Annotated in this window: 17 protein-coding genes and 1 other RNA gene; 10 read left to right on the plus strand and 8 right to left on the minus strand. The window is 39.7% G+C overall.

Annotated features, from left to right (window positions below):
* Positions 1–24 precede the first annotated feature (24 nt).
* Positions 25–741: an HAD family phosphatase gene (locus GVK91_RS12200; protein ID WP_228280319.1), complete on the plus strand. Its 717-nt coding sequence runs from the start codon at positions 25–27 to the stop codon at positions 739–741.
* Positions 742–900: 159 nt separating this feature from the next.
* On the opposite strand, the gene GVK91_RS12205 is transcribed toward GVK91_RS12200, so the two are convergent.
* Together GVK91_RS12205 and rnpB are read right to left on the minus strand one after the other, a co-directional pair.
* Positions 901–2,292, minus strand: coding sequence for a sigma-54 dependent transcriptional regulator (locus tag GVK91_RS12205; RefSeq protein ID WP_159729039.1), 1,392 nt, complete (start codon positions 2,290–2,292; stop codon positions 901–903).
* Between the two features lie 67 nt (positions 2,293–2,359).
* Positions 2,360–2,739: RNase P RNA component class A (rnpB, locus tag GVK91_RS12210), an RNA gene on the minus strand.
* Positions 2,740–2,890: 151 nt separating this feature from the next.
* Between rnpB and GVK91_RS12215 the strand changes: the two genes are divergently transcribed.
* Positions 2,891–3,943, plus strand: coding sequence for a YafY family protein (locus GVK91_RS12215; protein ID WP_153846151.1), 1,053 nt, complete (start codon positions 2,891–2,893; stop codon positions 3,941–3,943).
* Positions 3,944–4,033: 90 nt separating this feature from the next.
* Here GVK91_RS12215 and GVK91_RS12220 read toward each other — a convergent pair whose 3' ends face one another.
* Genes GVK91_RS12220 through argS form a run of 3 tightly spaced genes read right to left on the minus strand, consistent with a single transcriptional unit; the run spans position 4,034 to position 8,105 of the window.
* Complete coding sequence (locus tag GVK91_RS12220) at positions 4,034–5,224, minus strand: aminoacetone oxidase family FAD-binding enzyme (RefSeq protein WP_159729148.1); 1,191 nt, start codon at positions 5,222–5,224, stop codon at positions 4,034–4,036.
* Positions 5,225–5,239: 15 nt separating this feature from the next.
* The gene (locus tag GVK91_RS12225; RefSeq protein ID WP_159729041.1) at positions 5,240–6,316 is read right to left on the minus strand and encodes an oxidoreductase; all 1,077 of its coding nucleotides are present in this window, start codon (positions 6,314–6,316) and stop codon (positions 5,240–5,242) included.
* Positions 6,317–6,320: 4 nt separating this feature from the next.
* On the minus strand, positions 6,321–8,105 hold the full coding sequence (argS, locus tag GVK91_RS12230) for an arginine--tRNA ligase (RefSeq protein ID WP_159729043.1): 1,785 nt from the start codon (positions 8,103–8,105) through the stop codon (positions 6,321–6,323).
* 108 nt (positions 8,106–8,213) lie between these two features.
* On the opposite strand from argS, the gene GVK91_RS12235 reads away from it, so the two are divergent.
* Positions 8,214–9,605, plus strand: a complete 1,392-nt coding sequence (locus tag GVK91_RS12235) for an arginine decarboxylase (RefSeq protein WP_153846148.1) — start codon at positions 8,214–8,216, stop codon at positions 9,603–9,605.
* A gap of 535 nt (positions 9,606–10,140) precedes the next feature.
* On the opposite strand, the gene GVK91_RS12240 is transcribed toward GVK91_RS12235, so the two are convergent.
* A complete protein-coding gene (locus GVK91_RS12240; protein ID WP_227550184.1) occupies positions 10,141–10,647 on the minus strand; it encodes a thioredoxin family protein in 507 nt (168 codons plus the stop codon).
* 95 nt (positions 10,648–10,742) lie between these two features.
* Between GVK91_RS12240 and GVK91_RS27630 the strand changes: the two genes are divergently transcribed.
* The 4 genes from GVK91_RS27630 (at position 10,743) to GVK91_RS12255 (ending at position 14,960) form a co-directional block, all read left to right on the plus strand.
* Positions 10,743–10,877: a hypothetical protein gene (locus GVK91_RS27630; protein WP_262886202.1), complete on the plus strand. Its 135-nt coding sequence runs from the start codon at positions 10,743–10,745 to the stop codon at positions 10,875–10,877.
* A 219-nt stretch (positions 10,878–11,096) separates the two neighbouring features.
* Positions 11,097–12,674 (plus strand): glycerol-3-phosphate dehydrogenase/oxidase, encoded by a 1,578-nt coding sequence (locus GVK91_RS12245; RefSeq protein WP_159729045.1) that lies wholly within the window; start codon positions 11,097–11,099, stop codon positions 12,672–12,674.
* Positions 12,675–12,710: 36 nt separating this feature from the next.
* On the plus strand, positions 12,711–14,210 hold the full coding sequence (glpK, locus tag GVK91_RS12250) for a glycerol kinase GlpK (protein WP_153846146.1): 1,500 nt from the start codon (positions 12,711–12,713) through the stop codon (positions 14,208–14,210).
* Between the two features lie 9 nt (positions 14,211–14,219).
* A complete protein-coding gene (locus tag GVK91_RS12255; RefSeq protein WP_115047842.1) occupies positions 14,220–14,960 on the plus strand; it encodes an MIP/aquaporin family protein in 741 nt (246 codons plus the stop codon).
* A gap of 62 nt (positions 14,961–15,022) precedes the next feature.
* On the opposite strand, the gene GVK91_RS12260 is transcribed toward GVK91_RS12255, so the two are convergent.
* Positions 15,023–15,982 carry a GNAT family N-acetyltransferase gene (locus GVK91_RS12260; RefSeq protein ID WP_153846145.1) on the minus strand — a complete coding sequence of 320 codons (960 nt, stop codon included), beginning with the start codon at positions 15,980–15,982 and terminating at the stop codon, positions 15,023–15,025.
* A gap of 5 nt (positions 15,983–15,987) precedes the next feature.
* Complete coding sequence (locus GVK91_RS12265) at positions 15,988–16,821, minus strand: 1-acyl-sn-glycerol-3-phosphate acyltransferase (protein ID WP_153846144.1); 834 nt, start codon at positions 16,819–16,821, stop codon at positions 15,988–15,990.
* Between the two features lie 254 nt (positions 16,822–17,075).
* On the opposite strand from GVK91_RS12265, the gene GVK91_RS12270 reads away from it, so the two are divergent.
* The 3 genes from GVK91_RS12270 (at position 17,076) to GVK91_RS12280 (ending at position 19,717) form a co-directional block, all read left to right on the plus strand.
* Positions 17,076–17,738 (plus strand): CBS domain-containing protein, encoded by a 663-nt coding sequence (locus GVK91_RS12270; protein ID WP_153846143.1) that lies wholly within the window; start codon positions 17,076–17,078, stop codon positions 17,736–17,738.
* Between the two features lie 46 nt (positions 17,739–17,784).
* Entirely contained in the window at positions 17,785–18,669 is an 885-nt protein-coding gene (locus GVK91_RS12275) for an NAD kinase (protein ID WP_153846142.1), read from the plus strand.
* Between the two features lie 310 nt (positions 18,670–18,979).
* Positions 18,980–19,717 carry an isoprenyl transferase gene (locus GVK91_RS12280; RefSeq protein WP_153846191.1) on the plus strand — a complete coding sequence of 246 codons (738 nt, stop codon included), beginning with the start codon at positions 18,980–18,982 and terminating at the stop codon, positions 19,715–19,717.
* Positions 19,718–19,794 lie beyond the last annotated feature (77 nt).

Genomic DNA, 19,794 nt, shown 5'->3' on the forward strand with positions numbered 1-19,794 from the left:
AAGAAAATATTTACCAGAATATGAATGAGTAAAATCGATCAAACAAGGCAATTATTGTATATTAGCTCAATGACAGAATACGCAGCGATATTTGACATGGACGGTGTCATAAGCCACACCAACCCTTTCCATGCGGAAGCTTTTAGAGCTTTTTTTAAAAACCACAATGTACAACAGGCTACAGAAGAGGAATTTGAACAGCACATGTATGGTAAGCATAACAGTTACATCATGCAGCATTTCTTTCAACGTCCGATATCCCCTGAGGAACTACGAACGCTTGAATTTGAAAAAGAGCAACTTTTTAGAGTTATCTATAAAGAACACGTTGCTCCTATTAAGGGCTTAATTGAGTTTCTAACGGAATTAAAAAATAACGGTTTTAAGCTTGCTGTGGCGACATCTGCTCCCCGAGAGAATATGGACTTAATTTTGGATGAATTGAATATACGTCAGCTATTCTCTTCCACACTAAGCAGCGAAGACGTAAAACTACATAAGCCACATCCTGAGGTTTACCTAAAATCTGCGGAAAATCTGCAAATTCCTGTTGACCGCTGTATTGTTTTTGAAGATTCTTTTTCTGGTATTACCGCGGCGAAAAATGCTGAAATGAAAGTTGTCGCCGTACTTTCAACCCATAAAAAAGAAGAATTACCTGCAAGTAATGATTATATAAATAATTATACAGAAATATCAGTTGCCAATATAAAAGCAATTTTAAAAACACAAGAAATATAACCCGGTTGAGGGGTTGACGACACTTAGTCCGATAACTTCGGATGTCACCTCTCTACCGATAAAAAAAGAGATTCCATAAGGAATCTCTTTTTTTATCGCTTTGTCCGAGTGAACTGCAATTTTCGCTCACAGCTGCTAGACTGAAATTTCACTAAACTGTTAATCTCTTTTTAGACCAAACTTCTCTATTTTACTATACAGGTGACTACGTTGAATATCTAAATCATCGGCCGTCTTGGAGACGTTCCAATTATTTTTTTCCAACTTATATTTTATAAATTCTTTCTCCGCATGATCTTTATAATCTTGAAACGAATCAAAGGAGTCCATATCTAATCCGTAATTCGTTGCACTTTTTTCATGAGCTATACCATTCACTGGCTCGCGGGACGGGTTAGCAAAGGCAACAACATCTTTATCGGTAATCGACCTGTCGCTCAAAATAATTAAACGTTCAATCATATTGCGCAATTCCCGAATATTACCTGTCCAAGGAAGATGACTCAATTCCCGCATTGCAGCAGTAGTAATCTCCTTTACAGGTATCCCGTATTCCATACAGATTTCTTCACAGAAGTTTGTGGACAATAGAGGAATGTCATCGACACGATCAGTTAACGCTGGCACATGGATCAATATGACAGATAGACGGTGATACAAGTCCATTCTGAAATTACCATCTTCTATCTCTTTCAATAAATCCTTATTGGTCGCAGCTACTACCCTGACATTGACGTCAATTTCTTTGTCGCCCCCAACTCGCGTGATTTTATGTTCCTGTAATGCCCTTAGCACTTTAGCTTGCGCGGATAGACTCATATCTCCGATCTCATCCAAGAACAATGTTCCACCGCTAGCTTGTTCAAACTTCCCGATACGTTGTTTAATAGCCGACGTGAAGGATCCTTTTTCATGCCCGAATAATTCTGATTCGATTAATTCAGAAGGTATTGCGGCACAGTTCACTTCGATCAATGGGCCTTGTCCACGATTTGACTTTTCATGTAACCAGCGTGCAACCAATTCCTTTCCCGAGCCATTCGCCCCGGTAATCAATACACGGGCTTCTGTTGGTGCAACCCGGTCAATTGTTTCCTTAATACGTTTGATGGCCCCCGATTCACCTAGTATATCTTTTGTTTTCGAGCTGCTAACTTTTCGTTTCAGGACCTTGGTTTCTGTGACTAGGGAACTTTTATCCAGTGCATTACGAACCGTGATCAATAGTCTGTTTAGGTCCAGCGGTTTTTCTAAAAAGTCAAATGCTCCTTTTTTCGCTGCTTCAACAGCTGTTTCAATCGTACCATGTCCAGAGATCATAATAAAAGGGATATCCGGGCTGCTTTGGTGTGCTTCCGTCAAAACTTCCATCCCATCCATCGTATTCATCTTGATATCACAAAGAACAAGATCTATTTTTTCCTTTTTTAAAATATCTAATCCATCCCGGCCATTGTCGACATCTAAAATCGTATAATCTTCATATTCCAAGATATCACGCAACGAACTTCTGATGGCGCGCTCATCATCAATGATTAAAATTGTACTCATAAATCGAGAGTTATGCTATTTTTTCAATTACGGGAATCAATATAAGGTTTTTTTAGCAATTAGCGAAAAAGAAGCAAACCTTGTAAGCCGGGTTCTGTAGACCACCGAAGTGGAATTTCTATCATTTATCTAGATTTGCCATCGCTGACAAACTCAATCAACCTACCCATTACGAATTCCAATAAATTGAAAGAAGACGAGCAGCCTTCGAATTTCGCAACCTATTTGGTCTTTCAACACACGAGGTTTACCGTAATATATGTCACCATACAAGACCGTAAGCTCTTACCTTACGTTTTCACCCTTACTCCGAAAAGCGGTATATTTTCTGTGGCACTTTCTGTCTACTATTTTCATAGCAGCCTTCCCGTTAGGAAGCGTGTTGCTCTATGTTGCCCGGACTTTCCTCTCCTCTCAAAAAAGAGCAGCGATAGAACCAGTTTGCTTCTGCGCAAAAGTAGCTATTTTACTCGGATAAACCCGAATTTCTTTTCAATTTCGAAAAGACCATTCATTTTGCTTCACAGGCACAAAAATCTACGCAATTACCTTGCGTAGATAAAGAAAGTTTTTGTATTTTCAATCTATCAAAAAAAACATGGCACTCAATAAACTAGCTCTTATACGTTATAAAACGATTGACCATTGTCTTCGTTTACGACATCGGAAATGGACCTTGGAAGATCTTATGGAAAAGGTTTCCGATGCACTCTATGAATTTGAAGGAATCAAAAATGGGATAAGTAAACGCACCATACAAGGAGATATTCAACTCATGCGTAGCAATAAGCTCGGCTACAATGCGCCTATTGTCGTCTTGCACCGCAAATTCTACACCTATGAAGATCCCAACTATAGTATTAGCAATTCACCGATTTCTGTCGGTGACATGCAAAAAATGAAGGAGGCTGTAGAGGTACTTAAGCATGTGAGCGGTTTCTCCAGCTTTGATGAAATGAGCGATATCGTCGCACGACTTGAAGATAGCATCCATACAAAAAAGGACAATTCACCTTCTATTATACAAATGGAAAGCAACAATCTGCTAAAAGGCCTTACTTTTATCAGTCCACTGCATCAAGCCATTCGTGAAAAAACACCACTCCTGATCAGCTACCAATCGTTCAAAGCAACACAACAGCAGGATCTTGTTTTCTCGCCCTATCTCTTAAAAGAATATCGTAATCGATGGTTTCTAATTGGTCAGCATAAAAAGAGTGAAGGATTGATGACACTAGCACTTGATCGGATCAATGCCATTGAGGAAATGGGCAAAAATTCATACAAGGAATATACAGGCGTCGATTTCGAACGTTACTTTTCGGATACCATAGGCGTAACGAAGACACAAAAGGACCGCGGCCACCGGGTGATATTGGAAGTCAATGCAAAAAATGCACCTTATGTAGCAACAAAACCCTTACATTCTTCACAGCAGATTTTAGACAAAAAGGAGGATGGCTCAATCTTAATTCGTATTGATGTTGTACTTAACTTTGAACTGGAAAGAGAAATTTTAGGTTTTGGCGAATCCATTAAAGTACTCTCCCCAAGAAATTTACAAACGAGAATAAAACAGCGCTTGGCTGCTGCCACACAACTCTATGCTGAGAAATCTGTCGATAAAACGTCAAATTCACAAAATGAATAATATTTCTATCGAATAATATTTCTATCAATGATCTTGCTTAACCCATTTTTTCCGGAATAGATTGGCCCCTCTCACTCCCCCCCAAAATGCCTAAATATCTTGGGCGATGGCATAACCACTTGCCCAAGCCCATTGGAAATTATAACCGCCAAGCCATCCCGTAATATCAACAGTCTCCCCTCCAAAATAAAGGCCTTCAACTTTTTTAGACATTAAAGTCTTTGGGTTTAGCTCTTCCGTTGAAACTCCTCCACGCATGACCTCAGCTTTATCATACCCCTTATCTCCCGCAGGTTTTACCTTGAAGCGATGGATAGTACCAACAATCAATTTCGCATCAGCTTTACTAAGTGAGGCGATTTTGGTATCCAAGGCCAAAAATTCCCCAAGGGCATCGACCAATTTTCTGCTGAAATAATCGTTTAGCAATTGTGAAACAAGTCGTTTCCCTCCGTATTGTCGCTCTTGTTTAATCAGATTATCTAAATTAAAATTTGGCAGTAGATCAATCGTAATCTCCTGTCCAGGTCTCCAATAACTTGATATTTGAAGAATTGCAGGTCCGCTTAGCCCCCAGTGCGTAAAGAGAATATTCTCTTCAAAAGACATTCCGGCAACAGAAACTTTCGAGAACACCGAATTTCCAGCCAAAGAACTATACCAATCAGCATCTTTTCCAGTTATTGTCAAAGGGACTAGTGCAGGCGCTGTACCGACTACATTCAAACCAAATTGTTTGGCTAGGCGTATTCCAAAGTCCGAAGCCCCGAGTTTTTGGACCGGAAGCCCGCCAGAAGAAATAACAACTTTATGTGCATGATATCGGGACTCACCTTTTGCATTTTCGACCGTTACCACAAAGCCATTATCGTTTTTTTCTACAGATTTCACCAAGGTATTCAATGCAATATCCTGCCCTGTCTCGTATAAAATTTTTGAAAATACAGCAACGATATCTTTTGCTTTATTGGTCTCTGGAAACAACTGGCCCAGTGTTTTTTCCTGCCCTACAATACCATATTGTTCAAAAAATGTAATGGTATCGTCCACTGTCCATTGTTTGAATATACCATGTAAAAAATCTGGATTTTCAGAAATGAAATTAGCGGGACTATTACCGATATTTGTATAATTGCAGCGTCCACCTCCTGAAATCAAGATCTTCGCACCAATCTTATCGTTTCGTTCAAGCACCAAGGTCTTCTTTCCAATCAGCCCTGCTTGGGCTGCACACATCAAACCACAGGCTCCGCCCCCAATAATGATAGCATCGTATATTATACTCACAGCAACAATCTAATAAGCAATCAATGTATTTTCAACAGAAACAACTCTTCGTTCCAATTGACTCTGATATCCCAATTCAATAATTTTAATGACATCCCGTGCCTGCTCTGCCGATGCGATCAAGGTAGTTTTCCCCAATATACTATCTGCAACGTTCTGATAAAAATCAGGATAGGAACCTATTTCAGAAGGAATCATTTCTTCAATGTCATTCCCCTGTTCAACAATATTAAGCTTGCCGTATAGACTCGGATCTTCTTGTCCCCAGGTTGGATCCTCATCAGGAAATTTACCATCACGCAGTAAGGCTTCCTGTGGGTCGACACCATATTTTACAAAATTTCCGTTCATTCCAAAGACACGATAACGTGGCGTGGGTTCTTTTGCAAGCATAGAACCTTTCAGGGAAACCCGTAAGTTATCATAGTACAATAAGCAGTCGAAATTGTCAATGGTCTTCGCATGATCCCGTTGGACAGCCAAATCTGCAAAGACAGCATGCGGCTTTCCAAATAACTGCAAAGCCTGGTCGATGAGATGTGGTCCTAGGTCATAAAATATACCAGAACCCGGCAAATTTTCCTCTCGCCATGCATTAGGTCGCAAGTAATTACGAAAACGATCAAACCTAGATTCCAAATTTACAATCCGTCCCAGCCGCCCACTTTTGATCACTTTCTCCAAGGTCCGATAGTCTGAGTTGAACCTTAAATTATGGTAGGGTGCCAAGATCAGATTTTTCTCCTTAGCCAGAGCGATAAGCTCATCGGCCTGCTCGACGCTATTCGTAAAGGGTTTTTCTACAACAACGTGTTTCCCTGATTCCAAAGCGCGTTTTGCAAAAGGATAATGCATTTCATTGGACGTTGCAACCACGACTAAATCAATGGTTGCATCATTAAAAATATCATCTGCAGACAAAGCAATTTCTGCCAGTGGATAGCGTTCCTTTAGCAAACTTTGCTGATCTGCTTTACGAGCGGTCACTTTAACAAGATCCAGTTCAGCTATCGAACGCATCACGGGAGCGTGAAAAACCTGACCTGAAATTCCAAAACCAATAAGTCCTACGCGAATTTTCTTCATAGTATTACATTCTTTCAGGTACACGAATACCCAATAAGTTCATCCCTTTGGCAATAACCTTTGCCGCAGAAGCCGAAAGGTGCAATCTAAAGTTTTTCACATCATGATCTTCCGCTTTCAAGATGGTTTCTTCATGATAGAATTTATTATAAAACTTAGCTACCTCATAGATATAATTTGCCAATTGTGCAGGACTGAACTCTTGCGCAGAAGCTTCAATAATCTCCGGAAATGCACCTAGCTGTTGAATTAAGTCACGTTCGTAAGAGGAAATCGTCGCCGGTACAGACACAGCACTATCAAAATCGAATTCAGCTTTACTCAAAACAGATTTGATACGGGCATGTGTGTATTGAATAAAGGGTCCGGTATGACCTTGAAAATCGACAGACTCATTTGGATCAAACAAGAGGCGTTTTTTAGGATCCACTTTCAATAGAAAATATTTAAGTGCGCCCATTCCAATCGTATCGTAAAGAACGGCTTTTGATTCCTCGTCCAATCCTTCAGTCTTGCCAAGCTCCTCAGTACGTTCCTGTGCGGTTTTAAGCATTTCAGCCATTAAATCATCCGCATCAACAACTGTTCCCTCCCGTGATTTCATTTTTCCTGAAGGAAGATCGACCATCCCATACGATAAATGGAACAATCCGTCAGCCCAAGCTTTACCAAGTTTTTTTAAGATTAAGAACAATACCTTGAAATGGTAATCCTGTTCGTTACCGACAACATAAATAGAATCATTCATTTTGAATTCATCATATTTCAACTGTGCTGTCCCCAAATCTTGTGTAATATAGACAGAAGTACCGTCGCCACGAAGCACAAGCTTCTGATCCAGTCCCTCTGCAGTTAGATCAATCCATACGGAGTTATCCTCTTTTTTAAAGAAAACCCCTTTATCTAAACCTTCCTGGATAATATCTTTACCCAACAAGTACGTATTGGATTCATAATAGTATTTATCGAAATCGACGCCTAATTGTTTATAGGTCTTTTCAAAACCAGCGTACACCCAGCTGTTCATGGTTTTCCAAAGTGAGATCACCTCTTCATTACCAGCTTCCCATTGTTGCAACATCGCCTGTGCTTCCTTCATCAAAGGTGCATTTTTCTTTGCCTCATCTTCGGTCTGCCCTTCAGCCTTCAATGCCTCGATTTCCTGTTTATATGCTTTGTCAAAGACAACGTAATATTTTCCGACAAGGTGGTCTCCTTTAAGTCCAGTAGACTCGGGTGTCTCACCGTTACCAAATTTTTGCCAAGCCAACATGGACTTACAAATATGGATACCACGATCGTTCACCAAATTTGCTTTGATCACATCATAACCATAAGCTTTTAGGATTTCCGCAACAGAATATCCTAATAAATTATTACGAATATGCCCTAAGTGCAGGGGTTTATTGGTATTTGGCGAAGAGTATTCAACCATCAGTTTCTTTCCATTCGCAGGAAATATACCAAAGTCCTTCGCCGTTATGGTCTGATTCAACAACGTGATCCAGTAAGCATCGGAAAGAACAATATTCAAAAAGCCTTTTATCACATTGAAATCCGATATTTCAGCGATATGCTGTTGCAAATATGCACCAATTTCCTTTCCGGTTTGTTCCGGAGAAGATTTCGAAAAGCGCGTTACGGGAAAAGTTACGATTGTAATTTGTCCTTCAAACTCCTTTCGGGTAGCTTGTAAAGCAATTTGATTTTCTAAAATATCTGCATTGTAAAGCTCTTTTACTGCCTGTACAGTGACTTCAACAAGTCGCTTTTGAATAGAATTTGCCATTTAATGATTTTGTAATTTTTACAACTTCCTGATAGTGAATCGGAAATAAATAACATTCCTTATTTAGGTATTCACCATTAAAGTATATCTTTGCAAAAATAATAAAAAATGCAGAGCTATCAGGAATTTCTTGACTTAAGTGTTGGTTTTCCGCAAGACGGATTCGAAATCATCGACGACGAATTGTATTTCCACGATTTGAATTTAATGGAAATGATAGAAACGTACGGTACACCGTTACGTTTTACCTATTTGCCTATCGTCAGCAAAAAAATTCAGCAAGCGAAAATCCTCTTTCAGACCGCAATTCTGAAACATAATTATCGTGGATCTTACAAATATTGTTATTGTACCAAATCATCCCATTTCAAGCACATCGTAGAGGAAGCCTTGAAGAATGATATCCACTTAGAAACTTCATCTGCATTTGACATGCCGATGATTGATTCATTGGAAAGACAGGGAACAGTAACAAAAGACATTACAGTCATCTGTAATGGATTCAAAACCTATCAGTACAAACAGTATATTATTGACATGATCCATGATGGATACACCAACATTATACCTGTATTGGATAACAAAGAGGAGTTTAACCTTTACGATGATGAAATCGAACTGGATGAGCCCTGTGCTTTAGGGATCCGCGTTGCTTCTGAAGAACAACCAGATTCTCAGTTCTATACATCTCGCCTGGGAATTCGCCAAGAAGACGTTGTTGAATTCTATAACAACAAGATCGCCGACAATCCAAACTTTAAAGTAAAGTTACTTCACTTTTTCATTAATTCAGGCATCTCGGACACCCCGTATTACTGGAACGAATTAGAGAAATACGTTACTTTATATTGTAAATTCAAGAAAGTAAACCCGGATTTAGATACCCTAGATATCGGTGGTGGGATGCCATTTAAGGATTCACTGGTACACGACTTTGATTACGAGTATATGGTCAATGAGATTGTCAATCGTATAAAACAAATCTGTGCGCACCATGAGGTAATGGAACCAGATATTATTACTGAATTTGGCAAATATACTGTTGCTGAAGCATCAGGTATTCTCTATAAAGTTTTGGGACGCAAGCAACAAAACGATCGCGAACGTTGGTTTATGATTGACGGTTCATTCATTACAAATTTACCGGATGTATGGGCATTGAACCAAAAATATATTCTATTGCCGATCAATAACTGGGATTCAGAATATGAACGCGTCAATTTAGGTGGAATCACATGCGATGGACAGGATTACTACAATCAGGAGGCGCACATGAACTCGGTATTTATGCCGAAGACCCGTAAGGTGCAGTACTTGGGCTTCTTTCATACAGGAGCATATCAAGATGTATTAAGCGGATATGGAGGAATCCACCACTGCTTACTTCCTTCACCTAAACATGTGCTTGTTCGCCGCAATAGAGATGAAACATTCAACTACGAGGTGTTTGGTGAGGAGCAAAACTCCAAACAAGTCATGAAATTATTAGGCTATCAATAAGATATTCTACAGCAGCAAGACCCTTTTTAACTGCGGGATTAAAATATCCTTGTAGAAAAAGAATGGTTTTAAGCCCATATAAAAAGGTCTCGATCTTAGGAACGAGACCTTTTTATTTTCAGCCTATCCTATAACTGAAAATCTGGATTAAATCAAATTCGAAAACCAAAGTCATAGACACAACCCGACATCCATCACTGGAAACAACAAAGGTAATTCTTGAATTAAGTTTAAAGATAACACGGACTTTATCCGTACCTAACAGGGACTTCATAGGGACCTCATTCGGATGAATGCGTATAAAACACCTATTAATTCCGATTAAGCCTATGCGGAAATTCAGATAATTTAGTATGCTGATCACCAATCTTTCCCGACTTGCTGTACAAAGAAATGCTAAATTTTACGGGAGTAAACCCTTATCCGATCTTCCAATTTATTACATCAAAACAAAAGCCCCTTAAAAGGAGCTTTTGTTTTATTTACGCACTACTGTTAATTTAGTGCAGAATAGCAATATGATAGTCGGTAATTTTTATTTTGCGACCCAAGCTTTAAAGAAATTAAGCACTTTTTCTTCATCATAGCCCTTCCCTTTTTCCAGGCTGCCACTCTCCTGTACATGCAATGTTTTTCCATTTCTATCCAAAACAATAAAAAATGGATAACCTAGTTTATTCCCTTCAGGAGCATACTTTTGAAACACAGCCTCATTTTTATTCTCTTTTGAATAATTGAGGTGATAATAGAGGAAATGACTCTTTAACAACTTGTCGACACTTGCCGTTTTATGGATATAATCATTAAACCTTAAACACCAAACACACCAATTCCCACCAGCCTGGATGATGATATTTTTCTTTTCTTTCTTTGCCTGAACCAATAGTTGATCAATATCACTTTGTGCATTAGCGTCTGGATTGTAAGGCTTTGAAACATCCTGAGCTGTAGCAATCTGCTGTGAGAACGCTTTGGACTGTACGAGTACCGTCCCAAAAAACACGATAGCTCCACACAGTAATAATCTTATATTTCTCATCATAAATAAATTAAATAGTGATCTAAAATTACAAAATCATTTTCCCAAACCAAAACATAAGCAGCACATAATGGTTAAACATTATATAGCTATTGACCATGAAAAAAAACACCCAAGATCACAATGGACCACATTTCAGCGGATTCATAAAAACGCGATTAAGTCGTAAACACATCAGCTTAGGCGATCAGAATGCAGTCATTATTAAAGACAACTCCTTTGGGGAGAAGTAAAAAAACAACTGTTTATACGCCATATCCTGTCACTGGTAAAAACCAGAAAGACTTCCTTTTGCTGAAATAAAAACAAAACAAAACAAAAACAAACACCTTACCTTAACATAAATATTATTTAATTTCCTTTAAAATTCAACAAATATAGCATAACTTAGTATAAAAGAAGTTGAAATACCCATATAGAAGATTCACCACAACAGGCCAAAACGAAACAAAATGAAACACCAAGAATTCAAAAGGTCAAAACTGATAGAAAAAATAAGAGAGACGAGCGCATGGGATGTTATCGTCATAGGTGGCGGTGCCAGCGGATTAGGTGTTGCATTAGATGCCTTAAGCCGAGGATTCAAAACAATTTTGCTGGAGCAGGTTGATTTTGCAAAAGGCACTTCAAGCAAAGCAACGAAGCTTGTTCACGGTGGTGTACGCTACTTGGCTCAGGGCGACATCTCCCTGGTTAAAGAAGCACTTCACGAAAGAGGTCTACTTCAAAAAAATGCTCCCCATCTTGTCAAAAATCAATCCTTTATCATCCCCAACTACAGCTGGTTCGACGGCCCATTCTATACCATTGGAATGAAAATATATGACCTGCTGGCAGGTAAATTAAGTTTGGGAAAATCCATTCATATCAACAAAGAAGAAACCCTTAACCGCATAAGCACTGTGCGACCTAAAGGGTTATATGGTGGCGTGGTTTATCAAGACGGACAATTTGACGACTCAAGACTTGCGCTCAACGTTGCGCAAACCTGTATTCAAATGGGCGGCGTCGCGCTAAATTACGTAAGAGTCAATAATCTCACCAAAGACAGCGATGGACGAATAAATGGTGTCATCGCTAATGATACCGAAACGGGTGAAGTTTTCACCATACAAGGGAAGGCTGTTATCAATGCTACAGGAATATTTGTCGATGACATCCTAAAAATGGACAGACCGGAAGCAAAACAAATGGTACGCCCCAGCCAAGGGGTTCACCTTGTATTTGACAAGTCCTTTCTCCCAGGCGACGATGCCATTATGATTCCAAAAACGGATGATGGACGGGTCCTTTTCCTGGTACCATGGCACAATCGAGTCATTGTGGGAACAACAGATACACCGATAGACGAACATAGCCTTGAACCGGTAGCTTTGGAGCAGGAGATCGATTTTATTCTAAAAACTGCGGGACGCTACCTGACAAAACAACCAACAAGAGCAGATGCATTGGCAGTATTCGCCGGTCTCCGTCCACTGGCAGCCCCTACAGGTAACTCCAACAAAACCAAAGAGATTTCACGAAGCCACAAGGTTATCGTCAGCGACTCCAAATTACTTACTTTAACTGGCGGAAAGTGGACAACATTCCGTCGAATGGGCCAAGATACCATCGACAAAGCGATAAAAATTGGTTGTTTACCACAAAAAGAAAGTCGGTCTGCCACTCAAAAGATTTATAGCGCCATTCCGACATCAGACAGAAGCAATCATATGTATATTTATGGCGCCGACCAAGAAGCTATCAACGCATTGGCTCAGGAAAATCCCGAATGGAACGAAAAATTAATAACACATCTTGAATTCAAAAAGGCTGAAGTTGTTTGGGCAGCACGCAATGAACTTTCCAGGACTGTGGAAGATGTCCTATCCCGTCGGGTACGGATACTATTTCTTGATGCAAAAGCTGCAATTGAAGCTGCTCCTGAAGTCGCAAAAATACTCGCACAGGAGCTGGAAAAAGATCAAGACTGGCAAAATGATCAAATAGCGCATTTTCAAAAAGTTGCAAAAAATTATATCTTAAAGTAATACAAAAAATAACCAGCAATACTCAATTACTCAATTATGGAACAACAATACATCTTGGCAATGGATCAAGGCACCACCAGCTCCAGAGCTATAATTTTTGATAAGGACAGAAATATAGTCTCCATTGCCCAGAAGGAATTTACACAAATATTCCCACAGCCGGGATGGGTCGAACATGATCCACATGAAATCTGGTCAACGCAGGCAGGTGTCACAGCAGAAGCAACTACAAAGGCAGGATTAAACGGCAAAAATATTGCCGCCATTGGTATTACCAATCAACGCGAAACTGTGGTTGTTTGGGACAAAGAAACAGGAAAACCCATCTACAATGCCATTGTATGGCAAGATAAACGCACAGCAGATTATTGCGACGAGTTACGTAACTCCGGAAAACATGAGCTGATCCAGGAAAAAACAGGCCTGATATTAGATCCTTATTTTTCTGCAACCAAAATAAAATGGATTCTGGATAACGTGGCGGGTGCCCGGGAAAAAGCACAAAACGGGGAATTAATCTGTGGAACCATAGATACTTGGCTCGTCTGGAACCTCACTCGTGGCGACGCTCACATCACGGATGTAACAAACGCTTCCCGCACCCTACTCTTTAACATCCATAGCATGGAATGGGACAAAGAGCTATTAGAATTATTTGACATCCCCGCTGCCATGCTGCCCGAAGTAAAAGAAAGCAGTGCAGTATATGGGGAATCCCGGACAACCATTTTTGCACATAAAGTCAAGATAGCTGGAATTGCCGGCGACCAGCAGGCAGCACTTTTCGGACAGCAATGTATTGAAAAGGGAATGGTCAAAAACACGTACGGCACCGGATGTTTTATGTTAATGAACATCGGTGATAAACCAATCCGTTCAAAGAACAATCTTTTAACAACTGTTGCCTGGAAAATTAACGGGAAAACAGAATATGCCTTGGAGGGAAGCATCTTTATCGGTGGCGCATTGGTCCAATGGCTACGCGACAATCTCAACATCATCTACAAATCGGCGGACGTAGAGCAATTAGCTCTTACAGAAAAAGATAATGGCGGTGTCACATTCATCCCTACCTTTGCTGGACTGGGAGCGCCGTACTGGAATGCTCGTGCACAAGGGACGCTATTTGGCCTGACGCGTGCAACAACCAATGGGCATATAGCACGTGCCTCACTAGAGGCAATCTCCCTCCAGACACGTGATGTACTGCAAGCAATGGAAGCTGATAGTGGCATACCGATCAAAGAACTACGTGTAGACGGCGGTGCAACAGCAAATAATCTACTCATGCAGATTCAGGCCAATGTACTTAACAGCAAGGTTGTACGCCCTAAAATTACAGAAACTACAGCGTTGGGGGCAGCATACCTCGCAGGACTGGCCGTGGGATTCTGGAAAAATGAGGATGAGATATCAAAGTTTTGGGCACAGGATCGTATATTTGAACCTGAAGCAGAGCAAGAAGAGCAAACAAAAAAGATCATTAAGCTCTGGACCAAGGGGGTCAAAGCATTACAGTACTGGACCGAAAACTAACCAACAAGCATGAACCATTATTTAGCAGAATTTATCGGCACAACCCTTCTCCTTCTTTTAGGCAACGGGGTTGTGGCCAACGTTATCTTAAAAGGAACAAAGGGAGAAAATGGAGGATGGATTGTAATCACCACCGCATGGGCACTTGCAGTCTATGTAGGTGTTGTATTTGCCGGCCCCTATACCGGAGCCCATCTAAATCCTGCGGTAACCATTGCCGTCGCTCTTAATCATGGCCTCCCTTGGATGGAAGTACCCGGCTATATTCTCGCACAAATTGCCGGTGGTTTCTGTGGCGCCATGTTAACCTACATCATGCACAAAGACCATTTCGATGCAACAGCAGACCCAACCACCAAACTTGGTGTATTCGCTACGATACCCAACATTCGAAATACGTCAACAAATCTGGCAAGTGAAATTATTGGAACCTTTGTTTTGATTTTTGTTATTTTCTTTATAACAGGTCAAGATGTTACCATCGACGGAAAAACAGCTCCTATTGGCATGGGCTCTCTTGGTGCTATCCCCGTTGCATTTCTAGTGTGGGCCATCGGCCTCTCGCTAGGTGGAACTACGGGATATGCCATCAATCCTGCCCGGGATTTTGGACCGCGCTTATTTCATGCCCTGTGGCCGATCAAAGGAAAAGGAAGCTCCGACTGGTCTTATGCCTGGATTCCAATCCTAGGACCTATCTTGGGCGCTATTTTAGCCTTTGCTCTTTATACCTGTATAAAACCGGCCTAATCAAGGTCGCTGTACTCACAAAATAAAGGGGGATTCAAAAATTGAATCCCCCTTTTAGTTTATTATCCGCGTTTGGGCTTTCTGTGACCGTATTCACGATCCCGCTCAAACGTATTCATATGACGTTCCTTCTTCACCGGATACACATCATCGATTACAATTAAAATACCTTTTTCCTCCACTGTACCAAATTCATTATTACGCGCTGTACCAAAAGATTTCATGGTAGGCGACAGGTTCATATAGGTATTGATCAACGGCGGGATATTCTCTCCCAATGCCCTTACATGACTGTTTAGCACCTTATACCCTTCCTTATAATCTAATCCGTCAAAAATACCAATAAAACGATCGTAATCGTTCTTTATTTCTAACTCCGGAAGAGGAAGCACCAAGTTATCATGGTCCGGGAAATAATAATCCATAAAATAAAGCAGCATATCTCGGGCATCTTTATTGTAATGCGGATACATGGTCACCTTACCAAAGAGGTATCTAATTTCCGGATTAAGCATTACCAAGGCTCCTAAGCCATCCCATAGATTATCCAGTGAAAAAATTCCTTTTCGATTGTCTATTGCGGGTTGATACTTCGGTTGAACAAAAGAGCGCCCCAATTCTATGGTATAGGGTAAATATTCTTTTGAGAACAAATCGGAAAACTGAAAATAATGTGCTGTTGATAAATTGGGCACACCGTTTACCTCTCCAGCGTCAGCACATTTGATGACACGGTAGCCGGCAACCACTTCTTCATCTTCGGGATTCCATGCGATCAGCTGATCGTAACAATCTTCGCATGTATCATTTTCATCGATATCAATTGAAAGTCCTGTACCTCCGCCTGCTCCACGAAAAGTCAACTCCCGCAAACGCCCAATTTCCCGCATGACATTTGGCGAATTATGATAGTTGATTAAATATATCTCGTTATTTCCATTGTTGGTATATCTTAAAAAGACCTCTTTATTCAATTCGGTCTTCAATAATTCTCTATCAACTGGAGGTATAATTTCTTGCATAAATTCTATTTTTCTTGAGCCAATCCATAAACCCTTCTTTTCACTTCCTCAGCCCAAGTTTTTTCGTTTTTTGATTGATCAAACGCTGTATAAGGGATTCTTTTTCCTACTATAATATTGACGGTATGTCCGCGTTGGGCAAACATTTCATCAGGTAAATATAACATTTCAATGTTTACCTTAAGACCTAATTTCTGTCTAAGCCTTGCAAAATTATAAAAAAACTTAGAGTTTTTACCGTCTATCAAGACCGGAATGATATCTTTTTTATATTTTTTTGCTTTGCTAATAAAACTTTTCTTCCATTCTAGGTCTTCTATACGGCCATCGTTTTGTTTTCTGGAAACCAAACCTGCAGGAAATACCAGTAGCGCGTCATCGGCACCATAAGCCTCTTCAATAGCGGAAATAGCTTGCTTCCCCTGCCCGCCAAGCTTGTTTACTCCGACAAACAAAGGTCTCAAATTGCCTATATTGAGAAGGATATCGTTAACCAAAAATTTCACATCACGTCTGTACTTGCCAATAGCATGCATGAATGCGATACCATCCAATCCACCCAAAGGATGATTAGACGCAAAAATCACAGGATCAGATACCGGAATATTTTCTGCGCCATACAAATTGACCTTGACATCCAGATCATTGATCAAGGCATCGACAAAATCCAGGCCCTGAAGATCCGCAAAGCGCGTCATAATATCGTTTATCTCATCTTCATGAATTGTCCTTTTTAAATAATTTAGTAAAAAAGACGGAATCCATTTAGCAAGCCCCGCATTCTTTTTGTGAATAACTTCACGTATATCAATAAATTTCTTATTCTCGCTTGTGATCATCAATCCTATTTTTCCGATTAGAAATACTATATCTTTACCATGGGCCCTATTCAAGCCTTTCTCAATTCGCTGACAAAAATAATAACAGAATGGTAATAAAAGTACAATTTTAAACTTTAAAATTGTACTTATTTGCAATTATGTAATGTGTTCCTTATAGATCGTGTCTGAAGCGCTACAGCAGCTCAAAGAATTAGGTAGAAATCTCACCCCGTAAAATTTCTTTTCACATAGTTTTTTTATTAAGTTTGGATATGCTAATAGGTCAATTTCTTTCAAACGCAGATTTCAGCATCCAAAATGCTGATTCAATACAACAGGCGCTCGAAAAGCTTCAGGATATGCTTTGTAAAGAATTAGTCGTTTTAAATGGAGATGAGTATATTGGCCTGGTTAATGAAACCATCTTATTGGATGCGGAAGATGAAGATGCTCCCCTTTCTTCCATAAAAATAAATACAGCCCCCATACAGCTGAAGTTCAATCAACACCCCTACGATGCATTGGTGATGATAACTGTGTATAATAGTACAATCATTCCTGTTTTAGATCAAGACAACAAATATATTGGTGTGTCAACACAATTAGATATATTAAAGGCAATAAGTTCAATTCAATCGCAAAATGAATCTGGGGCTATTATTGTTTTGGCAATTGGCCTACATGATTTTTCACTTTCACAGATTGCGCACCTTGTTGAAAGTGACAATTGCAGAATCCTCAATTGTGCGACCAAAATAAATTTGGAAAGTGACAACATTGAAGTTACCATTAAAGTTGACAAGTCAAACATCAATGCATTACTGAATTCATTCCTAAGACACAACTATTTAATTCTTGAAACCCATAATACCATAGCTGCATTTGACGACACTGCCGACCGTTATCAGCAGCTTATGAATTATATTAACATTTGATTAGGATTAGTTTTTTCTCATCTTTGCCCCATAAATTGAAAACAATATGAGAATCGCAATATATGGAAGAGAGTTTCAACCCTCTGTTATACCACATGTGAAACACTTATTTGAATATCTTGTCGATAAAAATATTGAGATCTGGGTCTATGATCCATTTCATGAATTTCTGATATCACAATTTGAATGCGCCTTTAACTTCTCAACATACAATACATATCAAGAAATCAAAGACCATATTGACATTATGTTAAGTCTGGGCGGAGATGGAACCATGTTATCTGCTGTTTCCCTGATTAAAGACTCTGGAATTCCAATTGCAGGGATAAACTTTGGACGCCTCGGTTTTTTAGCTTCCATCAATAAAAATGATTTTGAGGATGCCATCGACGATATACTGAACCAGCGTTTTACGATACAGAAGCGCGTATTGCTCTCTGTTGAATCTGAACAGGTTAATTTGTTTCAAGGCAATCACTATGCGCTCAATGATATTACCGTATTTCGGTATGACAGCTCGGCCATGATTACCGTCAATGCACGCATCAATGGCGAACTACTGAATTCATACTGGGCTGATGGACTAATTATCGCTACACCTACCGGATCCACAGCCTATTCATTGAGTTGCGGCGGACCTATTATTATGCCGGAAAGTGGCAATTTTGTCATTACCCCCATCTCTCCGCACAACCTCAATGTGAGACCCATTGTCATCTCGAATCAGTTTACCCTTGAATTGGAAATAGAGAGTCGAAGCAATCAATACATCCTTAGCTGTGATTCCAAAAACGAGTCCATTGATACATCTGTAAAATTAACTATTAAACAGGCTCCATTTACTATTAATCTCATTAGACTCCCCCATGAAAGCTTTTTCAGCACGCTGCGTGAAAAATTACTTTGGGGCATCGATGTCAGAAACTATTAGGCTATCAATAGCTTCGCACAGCCTCGCTTTGCATGAAGGAAAGGAGATAATCTGCTAGATGAAGATGTTTCAAACAATCTTTCTACATATTGTACTTCTGAATTTCCAATTAAAAATCGATATTTGGAAGAAATAAAGGAAGACGGAATAAGAATATCCATAATAGAAATCCAGGTGCAATAATTAATCAATGAAAAGTACGTTAAACAAACAATAATCATTGATAGCAATACAGGAAACCAAAAATAGGTTTTAAAACGCCAAAATAGCATTTATGGCTAAGGTGTTAATTTTATTGAAAACAGCAAAAATGAGTTTTTTAGATCAGATAGATACTATTAAATTGCCACAGCATATAGCCATCATCATGGATGGCAATGGCCGTTGGGCAAAACAGAAGGGGAAACTTCGTGTATTTGGGCATCAAAATGGTGTAAAAGCAGTACGAGAAGCATTAGAAGGATGTGTAAAAGCCAATATTAAATTTCTGACACTTTATGCTTTTTCTGCAGAAAACTGGAATAGACCTAAACTTGAAGTGATGGCACTGATGGAACTATTGGTTAGTTCCCTTAAAAAAGAAATCAAAACTTTTCAGGAGAATGGCGTCCGCTTGAATGTCATTGGTGATATCACCAAATTACCCTCAAATGCACAAAGAAAGCTGCAGGAGACCATTGAAGCAACGAAAGAAAATACACACTGTACATTGACATTAGCTTTGAGCTACAGCTCCCGACAAGAAATTGTGGACGCCGCTCGAAATCTAGCCCAACAAGTAAAAGACGGAAAACTCAATGCAGACGAAATTAACGATGAGTTATTCGCTGCAAATCTTTATACACAAAACCTACCCGATCCTGACCTCCTGATACGTACCAGCGGAGAATTGAGAATAAGCAACTTCCTACTTTGGCAAATTGCCTATTCAGAATTATGCTTCCTAGATAAGATGTGGCCTGAGTTTACGAAAGAAGATTTATTTAAATCCATCGTCGATTATCAGCAACGCGAAAGAAGGTTTGGAAAAACAAGTGAACAGTTATAAAGATTTTATTAAATTTGACCACTGATTTGAAAAAAAGCAAGCTGGTTAAATTTTCTTAATTAACAAAAATTAACAAA

The organism is Sphingobacterium sp. 18053 (genome assembly GCF_902706145.1).
Lineage (GTDB): Bacteria > Bacteroidota > Bacteroidia > Sphingobacteriales > Sphingobacteriaceae > Sphingobacterium > Sphingobacterium paramultivorum.

Excerpts from the sequence above, each read along its gene's own strand:
- GVK91_RS12225 (WP_159729041.1), bottom strand. The coding sequence starts at position 6,316 with ATGAAGAAAATTCGCGTAGGACTTATTGGTTTTGGAATTTCAGGTCAG.
- GVK91_RS12280 (WP_153846191.1), top strand. The coding sequence starts at position 18,980 with ATGAGTTTTTTAGATCAGATAGATACTATTAAATTGCCACAGCATATA.
- GVK91_RS27630 (WP_262886202.1), top strand. The coding sequence starts at position 10,743 with ATGAAAAAAAACACCCAAGATCACAATGGACCACATTTCAGCGGATTC.
- GVK91_RS12265 (WP_153846144.1), bottom strand. The coding sequence starts at position 16,821 with ATGATCACAAGCGAGAATAAGAAATTTATTGATATACGTGAAGTTATT.
- GVK91_RS12275 (WP_153846142.1), top strand. The coding sequence starts at position 17,785 with ATGAGAATCGCAATATATGGAAGAGAGTTTCAACCCTCTGTTATACCA.
- GVK91_RS12240 (WP_227550184.1), bottom strand. The coding sequence starts at position 10,647 with ATGATGAGAAATATAAGATTATTACTGTGTGGAGCTATCGTGTTTTTT.
- GVK91_RS12260 (WP_153846145.1), bottom strand. The coding sequence starts at position 15,982 with ATGCAAGAAATTATACCTCCAGTTGATAGAGAATTATTGAAGACCGAA.
- GVK91_RS12205 (WP_159729039.1), bottom strand. The coding sequence starts at position 2,292 with ATGAGTACAATTTTAATCATTGATGATGAGCGCGCCATCAGAAGTTCG.
- GVK91_RS12200 (WP_228280319.1), top strand. The coding sequence starts at position 25 with ATGAGTAAAATCGATCAAACAAGGCAATTATTGTATATTAGCTCAATG.
- argS (WP_159729043.1), bottom strand. The coding sequence starts at position 8,105 with ATGGCAAATTCTATTCAAAAGCGACTTGTTGAAGTCACTGTACAGGCA.
- GVK91_RS12270 (WP_153846143.1), top strand. The coding sequence starts at position 17,076 with ATGCTAATAGGTCAATTTCTTTCAAACGCAGATTTCAGCATCCAAAAT.
- GVK91_RS12215 (WP_153846151.1), top strand. The coding sequence starts at position 2,891 with ATGGCACTCAATAAACTAGCTCTTATACGTTATAAAACGATTGACCAT.
- GVK91_RS12235 (WP_153846148.1), top strand. The coding sequence starts at position 8,214 with ATGCAGAGCTATCAGGAATTTCTTGACTTAAGTGTTGGTTTTCCGCAA.
- GVK91_RS12245 (WP_159729045.1), top strand. The coding sequence starts at position 11,097 with ATGAAACACCAAGAATTCAAAAGGTCAAAACTGATAGAAAAAATAAGA.
- glpK (WP_153846146.1), top strand. The coding sequence starts at position 12,711 with ATGGAACAACAATACATCTTGGCAATGGATCAAGGCACCACCAGCTCC.
- GVK91_RS12255 (WP_115047842.1), top strand. The coding sequence starts at position 14,220 with ATGAACCATTATTTAGCAGAATTTATCGGCACAACCCTTCTCCTTCTT.